General features: G+C 69.7%; 14 protein-coding genes. 3 read left to right on the top strand and 11 right to left on the bottom strand.

Features of this window, described 5'->3' with window-relative positions; all coding sequences use genetic code 11:
• The first annotated feature begins 1 nt into the window (after position 1).
• Positions 2 to 1576: an acyl-CoA carboxylase subunit beta gene (locus SKC42_RS16965; RefSeq protein ID WP_330965529.1), complete on the top strand. Its 1575-nt coding sequence runs from the start codon at positions 2 to 4 to the stop codon at positions 1574 to 1576.
• 53 nt (positions 1577 to 1629) lie between these two features.
• Here SKC42_RS16965 and SKC42_RS16960 read toward each other — a convergent pair whose 3' ends face one another.
• The gene (locus SKC42_RS16960; RefSeq protein WP_330965439.1) at positions 1630 to 2499 is read right to left on the bottom strand and encodes a helix-turn-helix transcriptional regulator; all 870 of its coding nucleotides are present in this window, start codon (positions 2497 to 2499) and stop codon (positions 1630 to 1632) included.
• Positions 2500 to 2612: 113 nt separating this feature from the next.
• Between SKC42_RS16960 and SKC42_RS16955 the strand changes: the two genes are divergently transcribed.
• Positions 2613 to 3560, top strand: a complete 948-nt coding sequence (locus SKC42_RS16955; protein WP_330965438.1) for an SDR family NAD(P)-dependent oxidoreductase — start codon at positions 2613 to 2615, stop codon at positions 3558 to 3560.
• An 8-nt stretch (positions 3561 to 3568) separates the two neighbouring features.
• Here SKC42_RS16955 and SKC42_RS16950 read toward each other — a convergent pair whose 3' ends face one another.
• From SKC42_RS16950 to SKC42_RS16915, 8 genes are all read right to left on the bottom strand, one after another.
• Positions 3569 to 4435: a cyclopropane mycolic acid synthase family methyltransferase gene (locus tag SKC42_RS16950; protein ID WP_330965437.1), complete on the bottom strand. Its 867-nt coding sequence runs from the start codon at positions 4433 to 4435 to the stop codon at positions 3569 to 3571.
• A 114-nt stretch (positions 4436 to 4549) separates the two neighbouring features.
• Positions 4550 to 6322 carry an acyl-CoA dehydrogenase family protein gene (locus tag SKC42_RS16945; protein WP_330965436.1) on the bottom strand — a complete coding sequence of 591 codons (1773 nt, stop codon included), beginning with the start codon at positions 6320 to 6322 and terminating at the stop codon, positions 4550 to 4552.
• A 26-nt stretch (positions 6323 to 6348) separates the two neighbouring features.
• Positions 6349 to 7110, bottom strand: coding sequence for a Crp/Fnr family transcriptional regulator (locus SKC42_RS16940; RefSeq protein WP_330965435.1), 762 nt, complete (start codon positions 7108 to 7110; stop codon positions 6349 to 6351).
• 25 nt (positions 7111 to 7135) lie between these two features.
• On the bottom strand, positions 7136 to 7552 hold the full coding sequence (locus SKC42_RS16935; protein ID WP_330965434.1) for an FHA domain-containing protein: 417 nt from the start codon (positions 7550 to 7552) through the stop codon (positions 7136 to 7138).
• Positions 7553 to 7619: 67 nt separating this feature from the next.
• A complete protein-coding gene (locus SKC42_RS16930) occupies positions 7620 to 8087 on the bottom strand; it encodes a hypothetical protein (protein ID WP_330965433.1) in 468 nt (155 codons plus the stop codon).
• Between the two features lie 186 nt (positions 8088 to 8273).
• Positions 8274 to 8792: a hypothetical protein gene (locus SKC42_RS16925; RefSeq protein WP_330965432.1), complete on the bottom strand. Its 519-nt coding sequence runs from the start codon at positions 8790 to 8792 to the stop codon at positions 8274 to 8276.
• 168 nt (positions 8793 to 8960) lie between these two features.
• Positions 8961 to 12233 (bottom strand): arabinosyltransferase domain-containing protein, encoded by a 3273-nt coding sequence (locus SKC42_RS16920; RefSeq protein ID WP_330965431.1) that lies wholly within the window; start codon positions 12231 to 12233, stop codon positions 8961 to 8963.
• Complete coding sequence (locus tag SKC42_RS16915) at positions 12230 to 15544, bottom strand: arabinosyltransferase domain-containing protein (RefSeq protein ID WP_330965430.1); 3315 nt, start codon at positions 15542 to 15544, stop codon at positions 12230 to 12232. Before SKC42_RS16915 ends, SKC42_RS16920 begins: the two co-directional genes overlap by 4 nt.
• A gap of 195 nt (positions 15545 to 15739) precedes the next feature.
• Here SKC42_RS16915 and SKC42_RS16910 point away from each other — a divergent pair, with 195 nt between their 5' ends.
• Entirely contained in the window at positions 15740 to 16867 is a 1128-nt protein-coding gene (locus SKC42_RS16910; RefSeq protein WP_330965429.1) for a BTAD domain-containing putative transcriptional regulator, read from the top strand.
• A gap of 7 nt (positions 16868 to 16874) precedes the next feature.
• On the opposite strand, the gene SKC42_RS16905 is transcribed toward SKC42_RS16910, so the two are convergent.
• Positions 16875 to 20120: an arabinosyltransferase domain-containing protein gene (locus tag SKC42_RS16905; RefSeq protein WP_442932174.1), complete on the bottom strand. Its 3246-nt coding sequence runs from the start codon at positions 20118 to 20120 to the stop codon at positions 16875 to 16877.
• Between the two features lie 39 nt (positions 20121 to 20159).
• Positions 20160 to 22151: a galactan 5-O-arabinofuranosyltransferase gene (locus SKC42_RS16900; RefSeq protein ID WP_330965427.1), complete on the bottom strand. Its 1992-nt coding sequence runs from the start codon at positions 22149 to 22151 to the stop codon at positions 20160 to 20162.
• Position 22152: the final 1 nt, after the last annotated feature.

The following is a 22152-nucleotide window of genomic DNA, read 5'->3' as shown; positions in this document are numbered from 1 at the left end:
TCTGCCAGCTTCGGGGGCCGCCCCCGTTCAGCACACCACCGCCGAGAAGCTGGCCGAGCTGCACGCTCGCCTGGAGCTGGCGAAGGAGCCCGGCGGCGAGAAGGCCGCCGCCAAGCGCGACAAGAAGGGCATCCCCAGCGCACGCGCCCGCGTCCACGCGCTGGTCGACCCGGGCACCTTCCTCGAAATCGGGGCGCTGGCCAAGACTCCCAACGACCCGAACGCGCTCTACGGCGACGGGTGCGTCACCGGCCACGCCATGATCGACGGCCGGCCCGTCGGGGTGTTCTCCCACGACCAGACCGTGTTCCAGGGCACCGTTGGCGAGATGTTCGGCCGCAAGGTGGCCCGGCTGATGGAGTGGTGCGCGATGGTCGGGTGCCCGATCATCGGCATCCAGGACTCGGGCGGCGCCCGAATCCAGGACGCGGTCACCTCGCTGGCGTGGTACGCCGAGCTGGGTCGTCGTCACGAGGCGCTGTCCGGACTGGTGCCACAGATCTCCCTCATCTTTGGCAAATGCGCTGGGGGAGCGGTGTATTCGCCGATCCAGGACGACCTGCTCATCTCGGTGCGTGACCAGGGCTACTTCTTCGTCACCGGTCCCGACGTGATCCGCGAGGTCACCGGCGAGGAGGTCACCCTCGACGAGCTCGGCGGCTCCGACGTGCAGGCCCGGTACGGCAACATCCACCAGGTGGTGGACTCCGAGGCCGAGGCGTTCACGTACGTGCGTGAGTTCCTGTCGTTCCTGCCGTCCAACTGCTTCGACAAGCCGCCGATCGTCAACCCCGGGCTGGAACCGGGGATCACCCCGACCGACCTCGAACTCGACGCGATCGTGCCGGATTCCGACAACGCGGCCTACGACATGCACGAGATCCTGCTGCGCATCTTCGACGACGGTGATTTCCTGGACGTCGCCGCGCAGCACGGGCCGGCCATCATCACCGGTTACGCGCGGGTCGACGGCCACCCGGTGGGCGTGATCGCTAACCAGCCGATGTACATGTCGGGAGCGATCGACAACGAGGCGTCCGACAAGGCGGCGCGGTTCATCCGGTTCTGCGACGCGTTCAACATCCCGCTGGTGTTTGTGGTGGATACGCCCGGATTCCTGCCGGGGGCCGAGGAGGAGAAGAGGGGAATCATCAAGCGCGGCGGGCGTTTCCTCTACTCCGTCGTGGAGGCTGACGTGCCGAAGGTGACCATCACCGTGCGCAAGTCCTACGGCGGCGCCTACGCCGTGATGGGCTCCCGGCAGCTGACCGCCGACTTCAACTTTGCGTGGCCCACCGCGCGCATCGCGGTGATCGGCGCCGAAGGCGCCGCGCAGTTGCTGATGAAGCGCTTCCCCGACCCGACCACGCCCGAGGCGCAGCAGATCAAGAAGGACTTCATCGAGGGCTACAACCTGAACATGGCGATCCCATGGACGGCGGCCGAGCGGGGGTTCATCGACGCGGTCATCGATCCGCACGAGACTCGGCTGCTGATCCGCAAGTCGATGCGCCTGCTGCGCGACAAGCAGCTCTGGTGGCGGACGGCCCGCAAGCACGGCCTAATCCCGGTTTAGTTCCACCGCGAGCAGACGCAAAGGCCCGCTGTCGCTCGGCGTGTCGCGGGCTTTTACGTCTGCTCGCCGGAAAATGCGGCGTCGGCCACCGACTGCGTGCCCAGAACGGTTGCCAGCGCGAGCCGTTCGGCGTCCTCGGTGCCGGGGTCGGCGGTGTAGATCATGATGCGGATGTCGTCGGCGGCGACGATGAGCGTGTCGCAGTCCAGGGCGATGGGCCCGACGTCCGGATGGTCGATCACCTTGTGCCGGCCCAGGTCTCCGCGCGGCAGCGGGGGCGCGGCTTCCCACAGCTCGGCGAAGCGCGGGCTCCGTGCGGCGAGGTCGCGGGTCAGCTGCTTCAACCGCTGGTCGGCGGGATACCGGGCCGCCGTCAGGCGCAGGTCGGCGACCAACCCCGCCTGCAGGTCGGCCCGCTGTTCGGGGGTGTGAACGACCCGGGTGCCGGGACCGACCAGGTTGCGCCAGACGCTGTTTCGCTCGTTCCCGCGCCAGGTCGTCGTCGGACCCATCAGCGCGTCGTACTGCGCATTGGCGATCAGCAGGGTCCAGCTCGCGTCGTAGACGGCGACCGGGGTGTGGGCGAGGCGGTCGAGGATGCGTTGCACGTTCGGCGTCACGCGCGAGGACACCACACCGGGTCCTGGGGCGGCATGCCCGGCGAGCCGGAACAGGAGGTCGCGCTCGGTGTCGGATACCCGCAATGCCCGCGCGAGCGCCTCGACGACCTGAATCGAGGGCGACGTGGCCCGGCCCTGTTCGAGCCTCGTGAGATAGTCGACCGAGATCCCGGCGAGGGCGGCCAGCTCCTCGCGGCGCAGGCCGGACGCGCGCCGCCGCCCGCCGACGGGGACACCGACGGCGGTGGGCGCCACGCGGTCGCGCCAGCGGCGCACCGTCCGGCCGAACTCCCACGACGCCATCCCTTCACTGTGCGTGATATCCGCGGGCAGGGAAAGGCTTTGTCCTGGTACTGACAGTCCTACGACAACCGGACGGCTCCCTGGCCCGAAGAATCGGGCCGACACTGGCTGTCATGAACTCGATCGCATCCGGCACCGTCTTGCTCACGGGGCCGACGGGCGGGCTGGGACGGGCCGCGGCGCTCACGATGGCCCGTCGCCCCGCGCCCCAGCGCCCCGACCTGGTGCTCGTCGGCCGGCCCGGCGACGCGCTCACCGACGTCACCGAAAGGGCCCGAGCGGCCGGTGCCAACGCACACGAGATCGGCTGCGACCTGGCCAGTCTGGCCGACGTGCGCCGCGCGGCCGAGGCCGCCAGGGACCTGTTGACGGCCGGCTCGGTGCGGCCGCTGCGCGGCTTGGTGGCCAACGCGGGGCTCAGCGTCGGCGACGTCCACGACGCGTCCGCGGACGGTTACGAGTTGACCTTCGCGGTGAACTACCTGGCGCACGCGCAACTGATCGGCGACCTTCTCGACGCGCTGGACGCTCCGGCCCGGGTCGTGCTGCTGGGCTCGAACACCTACCACCAGAACATCTATCGCCGGGTCCTGCATGTAGCCCCGGCGCACTGGGCCGATCCGGTCGAGTTGGCCCGACCCGCGGCGCCCGACGTCGCGTCGACGTTCGAACGGTGTGGGATCGCCTACTCCAACTCCAAACTCGCCCTGCTGTACTACGCGCACGAACTGCAGCGCCGCTTCGACGTCGCCAACCCGGGCGTATCGGTGACGGTGTTCGAGCCGGGGTTCATGCCGGGCACCGGGCTCAGCCGGGCGCATGGCCCCGGGCTGCAACGAGTGGGGCGCATCATCGAGCGAATCCCCGGTGTGTCGTCACCGGCAAGCTCCGGTCCGGCGCTCGCCTCGCTCGTGCTCGACGACCGCTGGGCGCACCTGCGCGACGGCGCGTTCGTCGTCAAGGACCAAGAGCGCGAGGTCAAATCGTTCGCGCGCGACGAGTCCCGTGAGGCACGGTTGTGGGAGGCCACGGCCGAGCTGCTCGATTCGGCGCGGCGTTAGGGAGCTTGCTACTTCCGCAAGGTGAACTGGTTGAGGTCGGTGTAGCCCTTGCGGAAGAGGTTCGCGCAGCCGGTGAGGTACTTCATGTACATGTCGTAGACCTCTTCGGACTGGATCTCGATGGCCTCGGCTTTGTGTGCCTGCAGGCCCGCGGCCCACACGTCCAGGGTCTTGGCGTAATGCCGCTGCAGCGATTGGCGGCGCTTCAGCTTGAAGCCGGCCTTCGCCGAGAACTCCTTGACCATGTCGATAGTCGGCAGGAAACCGCCGGGAAAGATCTCGGTCTTCATGAAGTCGCTGAATTCGACGATCGCCGGGGTGAGCGGCAGGCCGGACTGGATGATCTCCTTCTCCGAGAGCACGGTGATGGTGTGCAACAGCATGGTGCCGCCGTTGGGTAGTAACTCATAGGTTCTTTCGAAGAAGGCGTCGTAGCGGTCGTAGCCGACATGTTCGAACGGTCCGATCGCCAGGATCCGGTCCACCGGCTCGTGAAAGCGCTCCCAGCCCTCGAGCAACACCCGCTTGGAACGCGGGCTGTCCGATGCGGCGAACAGCTGCTCGACGTGGGCGACCTGGTTTTTGGACAGCGTGATGCCGATGACGTTGACGTCGTATTTCTCGATGGCCCGCATCATTGCCGCGCCCCAGCCGCAGCCGAGGTCGAGCATTGTCATGCCGGGCTGCAAGCCCAGCTTGCTCAGTGAAAGGTCGATCTTGGCGATCTGCGCCTGTTCCAGGGTCATGTCGTCGCCGCCGAGCCAGTAGGCGCACGTGTACATCTGGGTGCGGTCGAGGAACAGCCGAAAGAAGTCGTCGGATAGGTCGTAGTGCGCCTGGACGTCCTCGAAATGCGGCGCCAGCTCGTCAGCCATGTTTCGTGTTGCCCTTCCTCGACCCCGCCCGAGTCGTGCGCGAGGCAGGGTCGCTCTGCGGCTCTGAATAGTCGGACTCGCTTCACTCTAAGACGAGGGGACGCGGACCCGCTTCTATAGCCTCAGCGCCCCGTCGGCCAGCTCGCCGAACCGTTCCAGCGCCTCGTCGGAGTCGGCGTCGATGCCACGCAGCGGGCCGCGATCGGCAAGGTGGCGCCGCGCGTAGAGCCGGGCGACGAGCGCCTTGCGCTCACCGCCGCCGGTGGCCCGCTCCCAGGCGGCCTGCTCGGTGAGCAGGGCCCCGGCGTAGACGTCGCCCATGAATTGCGCCAGTGGAAACAGCCGGGCTTCGGCCACCTCCCGGTGGAGCTTGCTCCAGGCCGTGATCGCGGCGTCCAGGTCCTCGATGCGGTCGGCCACCAGGCGGGTGGTGCTGTCGTCGTCGGAGACCGACACCGCGTCGCGCAGCCGGGCCAGCAGCGGCTCATGCGCCCGCGTCTGCTCGATGCCGCGGCGCACGTCGAGGCACAGGATGTTGTCCGGGCCCTCCCAGATGGTGTTCACCTGTGCGTCACGCAAAAGCCTTGCCACCGGCCATGTTTCGATGTAGCCGTTGCCGCCGTGGATCTCGATGGCGTCGGACGCCGCGGTGAGCCCCAGCCGGCACACCTTGAGCTTGGTGACCGGCACCGCGATGCGCTGCCGCATGCCGCGCGGCTGCCGATGGTTGATGGCGCCGGTGCCGTCGAAGACGAGCGCCACTGCCGCTTCGACGTCGACGATCATCTCGGCGAGCTTGCGCCGCATCAACGGCTTGTCGATCAGGGTCCCACCGAAGGCCTGGCGCTGCCGCGCGTAGCACAGCGACTCCACCAGCGCGCGGCGCGCGTTGCCGAGCGCGAACAGCGCGATGCCCAGGCGCGCGGCGTTGGTCAGCTCCATCATCCGGCCCAGCCCCTTGCCGTCGGACGCGGCGCCCTCCGAAGTTGGCTCGCCGGAAAGCAAGAACGCCTCGGCGTCGACGAACTCGACCTCCCCGGAGGCCACCGACCGGGTACCGAGCTTGTCTTTCAGCCGCCGGATCCGGACGCCGTTGCGGGAACCGTCTCGCCGGGTGCGGAGCACGAGGAAATTGGCGACGCCCCGGCTCGAGTCGGGTGCGCCCTCCGGTTTGGCCAGCACCACGAACGCCTCGCCGGCGCAGTTGGAGGCGAACCACTTGAACCCGTTGAGCAGCCACGCATCTCCGTGCCGGGTCGCGGTGGTCTCGAGCGCGCCGAGGTCTGAGCCGCCGGTGCGTTCGGTGAGTAGTTGCGCGGTCTCGCCCGCCCACGCGCCGGAAGCGAATTTCTCCAGCACGTGATCGCGTACGTCCGCGGGGGCGTAGGCGGCCACCAGCGACTGCACCATCCCACCGCCGGTGCCGAGCGCGCAGCCCATCCCGATGTCGGCCTGGTCGAGCAGGTAGTTCGACGCGAACAGGGCGAGACCCGAGCTCACCCCGGCCGCCTTGGCGTCGGCACGCAGCGCCCGCTGGGCGTCCAGGACGGCGCGCTTGGACGCGATGAACGACGCCGGCGCGACGACCTGGCTGATGTCGTGACCCCACCGGTCATAGCGCTCCAGCCGGGGCGGGTTGCGGTCGGTCTCGTCGGCCCACCGCGCCACCGGCCCACCCATCAGCTCGCCGATGCGCGTGAGATGGCGTTGGGCCACCTGTAGCGCGTCGGGTCCCAGGTAATAGGCCATGGTGAATTGCAGGGTGGGGTCGGTGAGGTACCAGTTGAGACCGACGGCTCCGGAGTAGTTCTCGGTCTGGTAGCGCCGCGACTTTTCCGGGGTGGAGAACGGCAGACAATCCACGGACTCGACGGCGTAGTCGCTCATGGATCGACGGTATACCGTCGCGGGCGTTATGCGGTGGCGCGCAACGGGCGCCGGCGCCGACTCGACGGGGCGCCCGGGTGGCCGTGGCTTTCGGCGCGGCGGGCCAGCGCCCGCGGGTCGACGATCAGGACGGCCTTGCCTTCCAAGACGATCCAACCGCGGCTCGCGAAGTTGCGCAATGCCCGGTTGACGGAGGTGCGGTCCGCGCCGACGAGTTGAGCCATCTCATCCTGGCTGAGCTCGTGAGCGACCCGCAGCCCGTTGCCCTCCGGAACGCCGAACCGCCTGGCCAGCAACAGGAGCTGACGGGCGACGCGGGCGGCCACATCGCTGGACACCAACTCGATCAGTTCGTCGTCGGTGTTCCGCAGCCGGCGGGACAGCACCCGCAGCAGCTGCTCGGCGATCGTCGGCCGCTCGGTCATCCAGGTCCGCAGCGTGGCCCGGTCTAGCCACATCGTGCGCACGTCGGTGATCGCCGTGGCCGTGCAGGTTCGGGGGCCGGGGTCGAAGACCGCGAGTTCGCCGAAGACGTCGGCGGGGCCCATGATCGCACGCAGGTTGGTGCGGCCGCTGGGGCCCTGCAGGCTGATCTTGACCTTGCCCGCCACAATGATGAACACCCGGTCGCCGGGATCGCCCTCCGCGAAAATCATTTGGCCGGCGGGAAATTCCGCGGGGTGAAGCTGCTCGATCAACGCGGCGGCGGCGGCGGGCTCGACGTGCTGCAGGATGCCCGCCCGGACCAGGATGTGATCGACATCGCGTGTGTTGGTTGCTGCGCTCAAGGAATCCTCCCTGTCGATCGCGTCGCTATACGGGCCCGGTCAGGAAGACCAGGCGGAAATTGCCTATTTGCACCTCGTCGCCGTTGGCCAGTACCGCCGAGTCGACGGGCTCCCGGTTGACGTAGGTATTGTTCAGGCTGCCGAGGTCGATCACGCGGAATTCGCTGTCTCCCCTGTGGAATTCGGCATGCCGACGGCTCACGGTGATGTCGTCGAGGAAGATGTCGCTGGCGGGGTGCCGGCCCGCGGACAGGACGGCTCGGTCCAGCCGGAACTGTGCTCCGGCGTTGGGCCCGCGTTTGACGACCAAGACTCCGAGGCCGCGTCCCATCGTCGCCATGTTCTCCACGGCATCTTCCGCGATGGTCGCCGACGTGTCGAATTCCCCGACGACGTCGGTGCGCAACCCCGCGCCGAGGTTCTCCGTGTGGTCGTCGGACACGGGCGTCGGAGCGGAGTTTGGAGCGGGCCTCGGAGCAGGCCATTGTGAAGTCGACACGGATGCCCGATCACGCGGCCCGGGGCACATCCGGCGACGCGCTGGTCGCCGTCGTGGTCGGCCGGTCGGGCGCCGGGGCCCAGCCGACGTAGCTGAGGTACAACCCCACGAGCGCGAACAGGGCGCACAGGGACATCCACCAGCCCTGGGCGCCGATCATGACGTCGGCCACCGAGACGAAGATTCGGGGAAAGGCCACGAGCAGCAGGCCGCGCAGCACGATCAGCCACCCCAGCAGCGACACGATGATCGCGGCCGGGCCCTGCCAGCACTGGTGGCCGGCGACCACCACGAGTCCGAACAGCAGGACGAACGCCCCGGCGACGAACGCCCACATCGAGTTCGCCTCGAACTGCGAGAGGAGCCCCTGCATCTCCGACGCGCGGGCGATGGCGGTGACGTCGACGACGACGAGGAAGGGGCCGAGCACACGGGAAAACATCCGTGTCGCGTGCTGGGTGGGCGGTGAAGCGGTCATGTCGTGCCTCCGTTTGACACCGGTCGTCGTCGACCCCTCTAATCGGACCATCGAACCCGACCACCCTGATAGGGACGGAAGTCCCGTCCCGGCCGGGGCGTTCGGCCCCGGGCGGATGGGGCGTCGGCTCGCGATGACCGGCGGGCGGCCGACGCGCGGCGGTGGCAAACGGTCAGCGAATGGCGATCATACCGGCGCCAGAAACTCCGATGTGTAGAACTCGCCCGGGTTTTGGGAATGTGCATTCGGTCGCTCGATAATCACCCAAACACCCGTCGTGCCCGGTCGAATCGTGTCCTGGACGGTCGCGGTTCCGCTGCCGGCACCGTCGGTGTCCAGGCCCCCGAACGCCGTGCCCGGGTCCCCGGGCCCGCACGTCGCCGACGCCGCCCGGGGCTCCTGAATGAGGCCGACGTCGAAGTGCGTGCCCGGCTCGGGGGCGTCGACCAGGTGGACCTCCGCCGTTGCGGTGGACCCGTTCCGATTGATGACCGCCGAGCCCGTGGCGAGCGCCGTGCGTGGGACCATGGCCGCCTCGGTGATCAGGCTGAAGTCACATCGCCGCAGCTTGTTGTCCAGGACGACCCGGGTGCCAGCCTGGGCGGCGGCGTTGCCGAAGCCCCAGGTGGCGGCCGGGATGACCGTCACCGCGAGTGCGGCCGAACAGGTTGCTACGCGTGCCATCACGGCCGGGTCTGCGCGCATGGGGTCACCTCGTGCCTCGACTGTTAGCTGGATCACAGCGGCATAGGAATTGCCTGAAGCGCGATACAAATAAACCTATTCACCGGAATTGCTCAACCGTTAATAATCCGGCTTTTATTAGACCGATGCCGAATTATTAGCCGCGCCGGAAACTTCGTAACCCAGGCCCTAGGGCTTGATCCGCATTTGACCGGGCGACCACAATCCGCTGCGCGTCGCCGTGCCCAAATCGAGCTGCGCTGGTTGCGCGTCGGCAATCGTGTCGAACTTGCGCAGCGAGCCCCAGTCACGGCCCCAGTCGCGGGACAGATAGGTCGACATCACGTGGGCCCGCAGCAACAGGTCGGTGATCCCCAGCAAGCCGCCGTTGACGCCGTCTTCCCAGGTGTCGGTGTCCTGCTTCTTCGCGTTGTAGTCCGGCGTGATGCGGAACTTGGGGATCTCGGTGACGCCGTTCGCGTGCAGCATGGGGTGCTGGCACGGGAAGGCCAGGCCGACCGCCCAGTCCATCAGCACCGGTTGCGTGGAGCCGACGTATTCCTGCAGGGAGCGCAGCTCGGGCACCCGCGGCGGGGTCACGGCGATCCAGTCGTCCGGCGTCAGGGAGAGGTCCTCGGCCACCACGCGGACGGCGACCGCATCAGCGGGCATCTGCGAGCGGGCGAAGCGCAGGTTGCGCCACGCCTTCGGCTGCTCGCCGTTGAGGTCATAGGGCACCAGCCGCCCGCCCGGGACGACGCTTCCGCCCGAACCAGGCCTGCCGAACTCGAGGACCACGGTCTGGCCGTTGGTGTGCCCGTGCAGCACGCTGTTGCCCGCGATCGTCCCGGCAGCGGTCACCACCAGCAGCGGATGCCCGTCGTCGGGCTTGGGCAGCTGGTACCACGCCGAGGTGAGCCTGCTCTGCTGTTGCGCGCCGGGGGTGTAGCTGCCGGCCAGCGGGACCCGGTCGGGGTCGAGGCCGTAGGGCAGCGGCACGAGCGATCCGTTGACGCCCGGCGCCTTCAGTTTGGTCGGTGCGCGCCAGTCGTACGCGTACCAGTCGTAGTCGGTGCCGGGCTGCGGGACCGCCGTCTCCTGGACCGCCTCGGCGACGGTGTGGTCCGGGACACCGTTGGGGGTGAACCCGACGGGGTTGACGCCGCCCAGCGGGCCAAGGGGGCCGTAGCTGCCGGACTCGGGCGGCAGCGGGGTCATGAAGCCGGCGTTGCTGTCGGGCTCGACGAGCACGTCGTCGGCGAGCGCGCAGCCGCCCGAGAATTCCCGCAGATTGTCCCACCCGTTGGAATAGGTGGGGTACTGGCGGACGATTCCGGCGACCATCGAGGCGACGAACACCAGCGCCATGAAGCCGGCCGCCAGCGGCACCGGGGCGGCCGTCACCGCCCGCGCCAGCCGGCCCTCGCCGTGGTCGCGGGACACGAAGTGCAGCCAGATCGCCCAGAGCGCCGCGATCGCGAACAGCACGAAGAAGACCGTGCTGACGCTGATGCCGGCAAACCGCGGCATGACGTTGTTGAACGGCACGCCGTAGCTCGACACATACCACCAGCCGTTGGTGGTGGCGAAGCACAGCGACATCACGAACAGCACCGCCGCCAGGAACGCCATCCGGTTGCGCGACCAGCGCAGCACCTCGTGCGACACCAGCACGGTGGTCAGCGCGGCCATCGCCGCACCCACCGCCGCGAACAGGCCGAAGTGGTGCACCCACTTGGTGGGGGTGAACATCAGGAAGAACATCGTGGCGAAGATGACGCCCATCAGTCGCCACGCCGGCCCGCGCGCCACGCCGGGAACCCGCTTGCGGCGCAACATGATGAACAGCGCGGTGAACAGGCACAGGGCGGTGATCAGGAAGCCGAATCGGCGCGACAGCGAACCGTCGACCGTCGGCAGGATCAGGTAGTAATACCGCAGGTTCTCGGTGTACCAGGCCTGGCTGGGGCCGATGTCGGTCCGAATCCGGGTGGCTTCCATGACCGTCGACAGCGTCTGGTCGGCAAAGACCACGGTGAGGATGACGGTCCCTGCGGCGAGCAGCGGCGCCACCAGCGGCCAGGTGCCCACCAGGCGGTGGCGGCGGACCAGGATCCGCAGGATCGGGCGGCCACCGGCGACCAGCGCGGCCACCGCGATCAGGCCGGTGGGTTGGACGCCCAGGGTGAAGGCCGCGGTGATCACGGCCAGCGCGGCCGGGGTCAGGCGCGAGGCGCACATGGAACGCTCGATCAGCACGTAGGTGATCAGCGAACCCAGCGCGATGATCGGCTCCGGCCGCAGGCCGTTGTTGAACGGCATCCACGCGGTGAGCAGAACCATGCCGGCCGCCCAGTTGGCGGCCGTGCTGCCGGTCACCGCCGGCCCGAGCCGCGGCAGCACCTCACGGGACAGCAGCAGCCAGCACACCAGGCCGGCGACCAGGTCGGGCAGGCGCATCCACAGGCTTCCGTCGCTGACGTGGGTCATCAGGGCCAGCAGGTTGTAGTACCAGCCGAACGGGTCCTCGGGGCTGCCGAACCAACGGAAGTAGTTGGACATGTAGCCGGCGTGGTCGGCGACCCGGGCCATGCCGAGGATGTAGCCGTCGTCGGAGGAATTGGCGCCGATCAGGTGCCACAGCAGGAACCCGAAGATGACCGTGGCGTCGACCAGGGTGAACTTGCGCCACCGGGTCGGGATCAGCCGGTGCATGCGGCGGCCGTCCAGCTGGTCCAGCCGCCACAGCGCGACCAGCGCGACGATCGTGGACAGGACCGCCCCCACCATCGCGAGCAGCTTCAGCGTCGTCGGGGTGGTGGAGAACCGGGTGTCGATCGTGGCCGAGAGCCGCAACCCGGCCGGGGCTGGGCCGGTCAGGTCGGTGAACACCCCGACGATCTGGGGCCGCAGGTTGGGGTCGGGGAAGCCGCCGCGCACCGGCCGGCCCGCCGGATCGTTCAGCCCGACGAACGTGGCGAAGGTGCCGGCGTGGGTGGAAGTGATCTCGATGCTGGAACATCCGGGGGCCCCTGCGGCTCCTGCCGCCTGGTCGCGGGGCACGCTGGCAATCACCACGTTGCGGTCGGTGACGTCGACGCGCTGGCCGTTGACGACGACGAACAGCGCGTTGAGCGCGGCGTCCTTGCCCTTCTTCGGCGCGGTGCTCAGCACGACCCCGCCGTCGGGCGGCAGGTCGCGCACCACCGAGCAGGGCACGGTCACCGTCACGTCGACCGGCGTCAGCGAGATCAGCGGCGCCGTGACGCTGTTCAGCTGACCGTTCTGGGGCCAGTTCAGCGACGCGGTGGTCTGCACGACCGGCAGCAGCGGGGTCGCGACCGAAAGCACGAAGCCGATCAGCCCGGCGATCGTCGCGATCCACCCCGTCAGCCGCACGTCCTGGCGGGGCCCGGAACGCCGGGCCTTGTCCTCGCGGTCCGGCACGGTCGTTACACTCATGGGAGGGCTCGAATCGGTCCCTGCCGGCTCCAGCCGGGCACTGTGATCACACCCTGTTCGATAACGGCCTCCGGCGCCTGGTCGGCCGGCACCAGTCGGTAGTACTGCTCGATCGATCCCCAGTCGCGATACCAGTCGCCCCGAAGGTACGTGGCGATCGTGGAGGTACGCAGCAGCGCCTGCGTGATCAAGAACGGACCGCCCGTCTCGCTGGCCTGCCACCCGTTCGACGACGCCGCCGTCTGCTTGTGGTCGGGCAGGATGCGGTATTTCGGAAGCTCGGCGACTCCGAGGTGTTCGGTGTACGGGCGCTGGCACGGGAAATCCGCGGCCGTCGCGATGTCCATCAGCACCGGGGTCTGCGATCCGATCAGTTGTTGCAGCGTTTGCAGCACCGGCACCCGCGGCGGCGTGAACGCGAACCACTGCTCGGAGCTCAGGTTCGGGTCATAGGCGACGATGCGAGCCACGTTGGCCTCCGGCGGCGCCCAGGCCAGCGGGAATCGCAGATTGCGCCACGCCGGCTGCGGCCCGATGTCGATGGGCTGCACCTCCGCGAGCGGTTGGGTGCTGCCGTCGGGCCGGGTGACACCCCACTGCAACTTCAGCGACTGCCCGTAGGTGAAGGTGCCGTCCTCCTTGTACGACCAGATCGCGCCCGCCGCGGAGACCACGACCAGCGGCCGGTCCCCGGTGCGGGGTGGCAGCTGGTACCACGCCGAGGTCGCGGTGGCGGCCAGCGAGTTCTCGCCGTAGCTGCCCATCACCGGGGTGCGGGCCGGGTCGAGCCCGAAGGGCAGCGCCGCGTGCGACCCGTTGACCCCGGCCGGTCCCCTCCCGCCGGCGGTGCCGGCGGAGTCACTCATGGCGGCATTGGGCTTGTTGGGGGACGCGTCGGAATTCACCACGCCGGGTTTGGTCACCACCGGGTCGGACCTCAGGTCGGCGCCCACCCCGTCGGGCTTGAAGCCGACGGGGTTGATCCCCCCGAGCGGGCCCGCCGGCCCGAACTGCTGCCCGGGGACCGGCTGCAGCAGCCCCGCGTTGGGGTCCGGCTCGGTCAACACGTCATCGCCCATGGCGCAGCTGCTGGGTGAAAGCCCCGAGGCAAGCGCCGCCAGGTTGGCCTTGCCGGTGGTGTACAGCGGGTAGCGGAAGACGGCGCCCTTGGCCAGCGAACCCACCTCGCCCAGCACCATGATCGTCGCCACGACGAGCAGCGGGGTGGAGGCGAGCACGCGGTTGCGCCGGCTGTCCTTGACCTCGGTGTGGCCGGCGTAGTCCATCCGGAAGTGGTACCAGGCGGCCAGGAGCCCGGTGAGGATCGACAGGGCCAGGAACATCGTCGTCACCGGGTGGCTGGCGATGACGGGCTGGATGTCGTACCACGGCACCCCATAGTTGTTCACCCCGAACCAGCCGTTGATCCCGGACGTCGCCCACGCCAGGACGAACAGCAGCGCCGTAACGTACAACGTCAGATTGCGGCGGCTGTGCAGGCCGATGCGCGCGAAGGCGAACGCCATGACCGCGCCGAGGGCGCCCGCGACGCCGGCGAACGCGCCGAACTGCACGGCCCACTTGGTGGGGGTGAAATTCAGCAGCAGCAGCCCGACGGCCGTGGTGCCGATCAGCCGCCACGTCGGGCCGCTCGCCAGGCCGGCGACCCGGCCGCGGCGCAGCAGCACCACGAGCGCCCCGAACAGGCACAGCAGCATGATCAGCACCGCGAATCGCCGCGCCATCGATCCCTCGGCGTTGCTCTCCACGGTGAGGAAGTAGTAGCGCAGGAAGTCCTGGTACCACGCTATCGTCGGGCCGACCTTGTATTTGATGCGCGCCGACTCGGCGACCGTCGCCAGCGTCTGGCTGCGGAACACGACCACGGTGATCAGGGACAGCGCGGCCGCGAGCACCGCCAGCGGGACAAGCAGGCCATCGGTGTCGCGGCGCCGGCGGATGGTGCGTGCGATGGCGCGGGCCCCCGTCAACAGCGCGGCCACCGCGATCAATCCCTGGGGCGCGAGCGTCGCGGTGAGCGTCGCGACCACGATCGCCACGGCGGCGGACGCCAGCCGGCCCAGCGCGATCGCGCGTTCCACGAGCGCCCAGGTCGCCAGCACGCCGAGGGCGATCAGCGGCTCGGGCCGCAGGCCGTTGTTGAACGGCAGCCAGGCCGCCAGGAACACCGCACCGGCCGTCAGGATGGCCACCCTGTTGGCGCCGAGGCCGCCGCGGCCGGGCCCCAGCCGCCGCAGCGCCCAGTGGCTGAGGATCAGCCAGCAGCCGATGCCGGCCAGCGTGGCGGGTAGCCGCATCCACACGCCGTCGGTGCTCACGGTCGCCAGCTTGGACAGCACGCCGAGGTACCAGTCGAACGGCGCGTCCGTCGTGCCGAAGTAGCGGTAGGCGTCGACGATGTAGCCGGCCTTGGGCGCGATCCGCGCGATGGTCAGGTTGTATCCGTCGTCCGACGAGGTGGCGCCGATGACGTGCCAGACCAGCAGCGTCGCGATCACGGCGGCGTCGGCCAGCCAGGTCGCGATCCCGACGCGCCGGTGTCCACCGGTGCGATACCGCGAGAGCCAGGCGATGGGGGCCCGCCAGTTGATCAGCGTGTCGATGCCGCGACTGCGCCGGTCCAAGGCGGCCAGCGCGATGATCGCCGTGAGGACCGACAGCGCGCCCGCGACCATCACCAGCTTTTTGAGCATTGTCGGTGCCGTGATGAACCGGGTGTCGATGTCCACGCGGGCGGACAGGCCGGGCTGGGCCGGCACCTTCAGGTCGGTGAAGATGCCGCCCACCTGAGGTTTCTTCTCCGGCGAGAGGTGACCGGCGGCCCCCGGGATGCCCACGAAGTCGGCGCCCACCCCACCGGCGTCGGCCCAGGCGTGCAGCACGCTGCAGGCCCCCGCCGCGACCGCCGGGCGCTGGGCCACGGCGGCGACGGAGTCCCGGAACGCGACGACGACCACGTCCTTGTCGGCCCGCACGAACAGGCCGTTCTTGCCGGTGTCCACCCCGCCGGCCGGCAGGGTCGAGACCACCAGGCCGCCGTCCGGCGGCAGCGTGGCCATGGCCGAGCACGGGATGGAGATGTCGAGCGCGCGGGGCGCACCGGACACCAGCGGCGCGGTGACCTGGGTGACGTTGCCGTCGCTCGTGCCCTGCGGCCACAGCACGGTGGCCGTCGTCTGCCGGACCGGAAGCAGCGGGACGATCACGCACAGCGCCAGGCCCGCCAGGCCCGCGACGGCGGCGACCAACCGGGGAATCCGTTGCGATCGCTCTTTTCCGTCGTGGGGCACGAGGCTCGATGGTAAGGGAAGGGGCTTAGCGCGGTGAGGACGCAGGGCCGCGAAGCGGGCTGCGGGCGCGAAATGGCGGCAAGGGGCCGAATCACCGCGCCGCCAGCGTGAAAGCGCCCCTCGGCGCGCCGGATGCGGTCAAAATGAGGAGCGCAGGCCGGCGAAGGCGGCCCCGACTTCTAGGTGGCAGGCGCGATGACCACTGGTCTCGGGTTCGGGGTGCTGGGTCCCTTGCTGATGACCAGCCACGGCGTCCGGGTGCCCGTGGGTCCGCCGAAACAGCGGGCGGTGCTGGCCATGCTGTTGATCAATCGCAACCGACCGGTGTCCGTCGAGGCCCTGATCGACGGGGTATGGGATGAGGATCCGGTGCCGGCGGCGCGGACCAGCATCCAGGCACACATCTCCAATCTGCGCCGGCTGTTGCGTTCCGTCGGCGCCGATGCCAATCGGATGCTGGCGAGCGCGCCGCCGGGCTACCAGCTCAGCGTCGCCGACCCCGACTGCGACGTGGGGCGGTTCATGACGGCCAAGGCCGCCGGCGTCAAGGCGGCGGCCGCGGGCCAGTTGGGCGACGCCGGCGACCACTTCTCTTTTGCGCTTGCGGAATGGCGCGGCCTGGTGCTCGAGGACCTGCGCGACTTCGCGTTCGTCGACGCCTACGCCGCGGCGCTGACCGAGGAGAAGGTGGCGACGCACATCGCCCGCGCCGAGGCGGAGATCGCCTGCGGCCGCGCCGGTTCGGTGATCGCCGAGCTCGAGGCCCTCGCCGCCGAGCACCCCTACCGCGAACCGCTGTGGGCTCAGCTGATCACCGCCTACTACGTCACCGAGCGGCAGTCCGACGCGCTGGGCGCCTACCGGCGGCTCAAGACGGCCCTGGCCGACGGGCTGGGCATCGACCCCGGCCGCACGGTGAGCGCGCTGCACGAGCGCATCCTGCGCCAGGAGCCGTTGGGCACCAAGCTGGCCGCCCTGACCACCCACAAGCGCGACGCCTATCGGGGCGGGGAAGCGGCGCCGTCGCCGGGGTCAGCGGTCGCGCGGCTGCGTGACCAGAACGGCCGGGAGTACCGGCTGAGCGGCGCGACGACCCGGATCGGGCGTTTCACCGACAACGACATCGTCCTCGACGACGCCGACGTGAGCCGGCACCACGCCGTGATCGCCGACACCGGAACCGGATTCGTGATCACCGACCTGCGCTCGACCAACGGCGTCGAAGTGCAGGGCCGGCGCATCCACGGCAGCGCCGCCGTGGCCGACGGCGACCACATCCGCATCGGCAACCAGCAGCTCAGGCTCGAAATCGAGCCGAGCTGAGGCTATTTCAGGTCTTGCGCAGCGGCGCCGGATTCCAGAGACCGCTGCGCGTCGTCGTCCCGAGCTGAAGCTGGGCGGGCTGGGCGCTGGGGTAGTAGGGCGTCAGCCGCTGCAGGCCACCCCAGTCCCGCGACCAGTCGTCCTTCAGATAGGTCGCCACCGTCGTCGCCTTGACCAGCAGTTCGGTGACGCCCAGCGGCCCGCCGCCGTTGTTGTCCATCACCGGGGAGTTCGCCTCCGCGCCAAACCGGTCGGGCAGGATGCGCCACTTCGGGGTCTCGTCGACGCCGTTCTGATGGCCGAACGGCCGCTGGCAGGGGAACGCCAGCCCGACCAGCCAGTCCAGGAACACCGGGTCCGACGAACCCACCACGTCCTGCAGGGTGCGTAACTGGGGGATCCGGGGCGGCGTCAGCGCGATCCAGTGCTGCGGTGCCAAATCCTCGTCGTCGGCGAGCAGCCGGACCTGGGTGGCGTCGGCGGGAATCAGCGATAGCGGCAACCGCAGGTTGCGCCAGGCCGGTGACGCCCCAACATCGAAGAACTGGAACGACCCGCCGGGGTGTCCGGCGGCCGCCTCATCGTCGGTGGCCCATTGCAACTGGACTTCCCGGGGGTCGAAGCGGCCCGCGGCGCTCACCACCAGCAGCGGGCCGGCCTTGTCCCGTGGCGGGAGCCGGTACCAGCCGGACCGCAGCCGCGCGGGCAGCTGGATGCCGGCCTGCCAGCTGCCCAGCACCGGCGTGCGGGCCGGGTCCAGGTTGTAGGGCAGTTGGGCGCGGGAACCGTTGAGTCCCGGCGCCGGATTGGTGCCGCCCTCGGTGCCCGCCTCGCTGTTGGTGATCAACCCGTCGTCGCCGACGAAGCTGCGGTCGCCCGGGCGCTCCATCACCGGGTCGGCGCGGACGTCCGCCGGAATCCCGTTGGGCGTGAACGCTTCCGACAACCCAGCGCCCAGCGCCTCGGCGGCCGGCCCGGTCGCCGGCGCGAGCATGCCGGCGTTGGGGTCCTGCTCCACCATGACGTCTTCGGCCAGACCGCATGTCCTTCCGGTGAGCGCCTCCAGGTTCGACCGGCCCACCGACCACGCCGGATACTGCTCGGTCATCGCCAGGGTCAGCGACAGAACCTCGAAGATCACCAGTGCCCATGCGGCGATCGCCAGGGGAGACTGGATGATTCGCGCCACCCGCGCCCCTCGCGGGGTGCTCGGGGGGCTGTTGTCGGTGGCGACGAAGTGGAACCAGGCGGCCAGCAGCAGCACCAACAGCGTCAGGCCGAGCAGCATGGTCGCGAAGCCGTAATGCCACTGTGGGAACGTATTCGACCACGGCACACCGAAATTGGAGACATACCACCAGCCGTTGACACTGGCGAACGACAACGCCATGAGGAACAGCACCGCGGCGGCGAAGACGGTGCGGTTGCGGCGCGAGCGCATGGCCCCTGCGGTGACCGCGACCGCGGCCAGCGCACCCAGGGACCCGGCCAGGCCGGCGAACACGCCGAAGTGGTGCGTCCACTTGGTGGGGGTGAACATCATCGCCAGGAACGAGATGATCGTGATGCCGACGATCCGCCGGCTCGGTCCGGTCGCCGTGCCCGGAATGCGGCCCTTGCGCAGCGACATCGCCACCGTGATGCCCAGCGCAATCAGCAGCGCCAGCACTGCGAAGCGTCGCGCGACCGACCCGTCGGGGCTGGCCATGAACAGCCGTTCGTAGCGGATGTGCTCGTCGAACCAGCTCAGGCTCGGGCCGACGGCCCGCTTGAGGGCGGTGGCCTGCAGCTCCCCGGCGAGGGTCTGGTCGCGGAAGATCAGGATGACGGTGACGGTGGCCGCGGCGAGGAGCGGCGCCAGCAGCGGAAGTGCGCCGAACTGTCTGATCCTGCGGTGCAGGATGGTCCGCAGCGGACCGATCGCCACCAGCAGTGCGCCGATCGAGGCGATGCCCGTCGGGCCGGAGAACAGGGTCAGCGCTCCGATGATGCAGGCGCCGGCCACTGGCAGCAGCCTGCTGGTGGCCACCGCGCGCTCCACCGAGCACCAGGTCAGCAGGATGCCGAGCGCGATGATCGGCTCAGGCCGCAGCCCGTTGTCCAGCGGCAGCCAGACGGCCAGGAACATGCCCGCGGCGGTCCAGGCGGCGGCCCGGTTTGTCTTGACGGCGTGGCCGAGCCGGGGGATGACCTCGCGGCTGATCACCCACCAGCACGTCAGCGCCATGACCAGGGTGGGCAGCCGCATCCAGATGCTGGTGGTGGTGACGTGCGCCCACAGCGCGAGCAGGTCGTAGTACCAGCCGAACGGCGCCTCCGGGGTGCCGAACCATCGGTAGTAGTTGGCCATGTAGCCGGCGTGCTCGGACACCCGGGCCATGGTGAGGATGTAGCCGTCGTCGGAGGTGTTGGCGCCGACGAAGTGCCACCACCCGAGCACGGCGATCACCAGGGCGTCCAGCGCGCCAACCGACCACCAGCGCGGTGGCAGGAAGCGCCGGTGCCGGATGCCGTCGGCGCGGTCGAGGACGTGCAGCGCGACCAGGGCGGCGGCGGTCAGCACCACTCCGAGGATCATCGCCGCCATCTTCAGCGGGGTGGGGCTGCTGCTGTAGCGGGTGTCGACGGTCGCCGAGAAGCTCAGGCCCGGCGGCGCGGGTCCGCTCAGGTCGGTGAACACACCGACGATCTGTGGCCGGAAGTCGTAGCCGCTCTTCTCACCGCGCAGCGGCGCGCCGGGGTGCTCGGCGTTGGGCCCCTGAGTCAGGCCGACGAATTCGGCGGTGACGCGGTCGGCGTGCGCGGTGAACGTGAGTCGCTGGCAGGCCGGGCTGAGCACCTGGCTCATCGGGGCGGTCACCACCGGCACATTGCGCACCACCAGCACCAGGTCGTCGTTGGCGCGCAGGATCAGCAGGCCACGGTCGACGGCCTTCGGGGCCTGCTTGGGCACCGTCGAGAGCAGGACCGTCCTGCCGCCGTTCTGCGGGCCGGACAGCCCGGCGGCGGCCTGGCACGGCACGGTGATGTTCAAATCGGTTGCCACATAGCTGATCAGCGGAGCATCGACGCTGCCGAAGATGCCGCTTTGCGGCCAGTTGAGCTTGGCCGTGGTCTGGTTGACGGGCAGCAGCGGGGTGGCGATCGCCAGCAGGGCCCCGAGTAGACCGGCGACGGTGGCGACCAACCGGGCGATCCGGTAATTGCCTCCCGTGTCGTTCACGGAGGTAGATGGTAGTTCTTCGGCCGTCATCGGCCCCGTTTCAGGCGATGTCTCGGTACTCATCAGCTGTCACGCCCCAGGCTTACGAATGGCCAGCATAAACGGCCCGATGCTTTGCACCGCGAAGCGCGGGTCGGCGAACAGCGCGGCCCGCAGATCGACCGTGTAGCGGCGCACGTTGGGCTGGTTGGGGTAGACGTCCTGGGCCAACCGCAGGGTGTAGTTGTTGTTCGCGCCCTGGCGCATGAGGAAGACCGTCGGCGGCGGCCACGGGCAGGCGTCGAGGGCGTGGATGAGCTGGTCGGCCGTCTTGAGCGTCGACCACTTCTCGATCTGCGCGGCCCGCAGGTCGAACTGGGCGAGCGGGTTGGCGTAGTGCGAGGTCAGCCCCTGGAACCCCCAGTAGGGGTAGTACGACAGAAAGCTGTAGTCGGCGGTCATCACCACCGTCTGGTCGCGGGGTCTGCCCGTGACGCGCACGATCGCCGAGTCGATCTCGGCGTAGAACTTCTCCGAACTCGGTGGGCGCCGGTCACCGCGCTGGCCGTGGCCGTCGGTGTCGGTGTAGGCGATGGTGAGGTCCGGCCGCAGCACGTCAGGGATGTCCTGGCTGAACGCGATCGCGGCGGCCAGGCCGGTCGCGCCGGCCACCGGGACGACCGCCGGCCCGCGTGCGGCCAGCGCCCGCGTGGCCTCCACGAAACCGAAGGCTCCGGCGGCGACCAGCAGGACGGTCAGGGTCGGCTGCAACCGGAAGGACAACAGGGTGGTGCGCGCCAGCGTGGTCAGCATCGACAGCAGCGACCACAGGTAGACGGCCAGCACGCCGACGGCCAGGGCGCCCGCCCGCGCCGACGATCCGGCGCGGATCACCAGCCACAGGGCGCCGATCAGGCAGACCGCGCCGAGCAGCGAGAACTGCAGCATGGGAAAGGTCAGCACGGCGCCGTCGGCGGGCAGGTAGTGAAACGCGCTGCCGCTGTTGCTGACCGGGTGGCCGGCCGCCCGCAGGATGAACGGCAGCCAGGTGGTGCTCGCGATCGCCGCCGCGATGACGGCGATGACGGCCAGCCGGCGCAGCGGGTCGAGCGCGCCGGCGAAGCCGCTTCGGCGCCACCGCGTCCCGGCCAGCAGAAGGGTCATCAGCACGACCGTGAACGCGCTGAAGGCGACCAGCAGCGAGTACCAGGTGGCCGCCCATCCCAGGAAGAGACCGGCGGCCACGACGGCAGCCCACCCGCCTCTTGCGTCCGGCCTCGCCGTCGCGACTGCGAAGCTACTTTCGCGCTCCGCCTCGAGTGTGCTGTTAACTTCGCGCTCGGTTGCCCCGCCAGCCGGGCACTCGGTCTTGGGCGCCCCGCCAGCCGGGCGTTCGCCGCCGCGCAAGCCCGACCACGTCAACACCAGCACCGGCGGCAACAACACCGTGATCATCGCCGCGTACGGCTCGGGCGAGCCGTAGGCCAGCGTCGCCGCCGCGGTCGCCGTCGTGACGATCAGCGCGTACTCGAAGCGGATCATCCGCCACCACAGCACCAGCGCGACCGCCACCCCGATCGCGATCGACGTGATGGCCCAGGGCTTGTAGACCTCCCAGGCCGGCATCCCGGTCAGGGCGGCGACCCGGCCACCGATCCAGAACCAGCCGGGCGGGTAGAAGGGCGGCAGCCCGAGGTAGGTCATGTCGCGCAGCGCGGGGCTGTCGGCCAGTCGGGTGAGGTATTCCGTGCGGAACTGCTGGTCGACGGAGATGCCGAACAGGTACAGCTTGGTGGCCCCCAGGGGCATGCCCAGCGTCACGACGGTAAACGCCGACACGAACACCAGCCCGGCCAGCCGGGCGGGCCAGCGGAGGCGGGCCGAGCGCCACGCCCACCCCGCGGCGACCAGCCCGGCCAGGCAGGCCACCTGGCCGACGGTGGTCAGCGCGTGCAGTTGGTTTGACGACGGGTACGCCGGCCACTGCACGCGAGCGATGGCGATCAGTGACACCACCGCGACGACGACGGACACCGCGACCGCGAGCACCATCTGGCCGAGGGTGGCCAGCGCGTTGCGCATG

This window comes from Mycobacterium sp. 050134 (genome assembly GCF_036409085.1).
Taxonomy (GTDB): domain Bacteria; phylum Actinomycetota; class Actinomycetes; order Mycobacteriales; family Mycobacteriaceae; genus Mycobacterium.
This window is presented reverse-complemented; position numbering and strand designations above follow the sequence as displayed.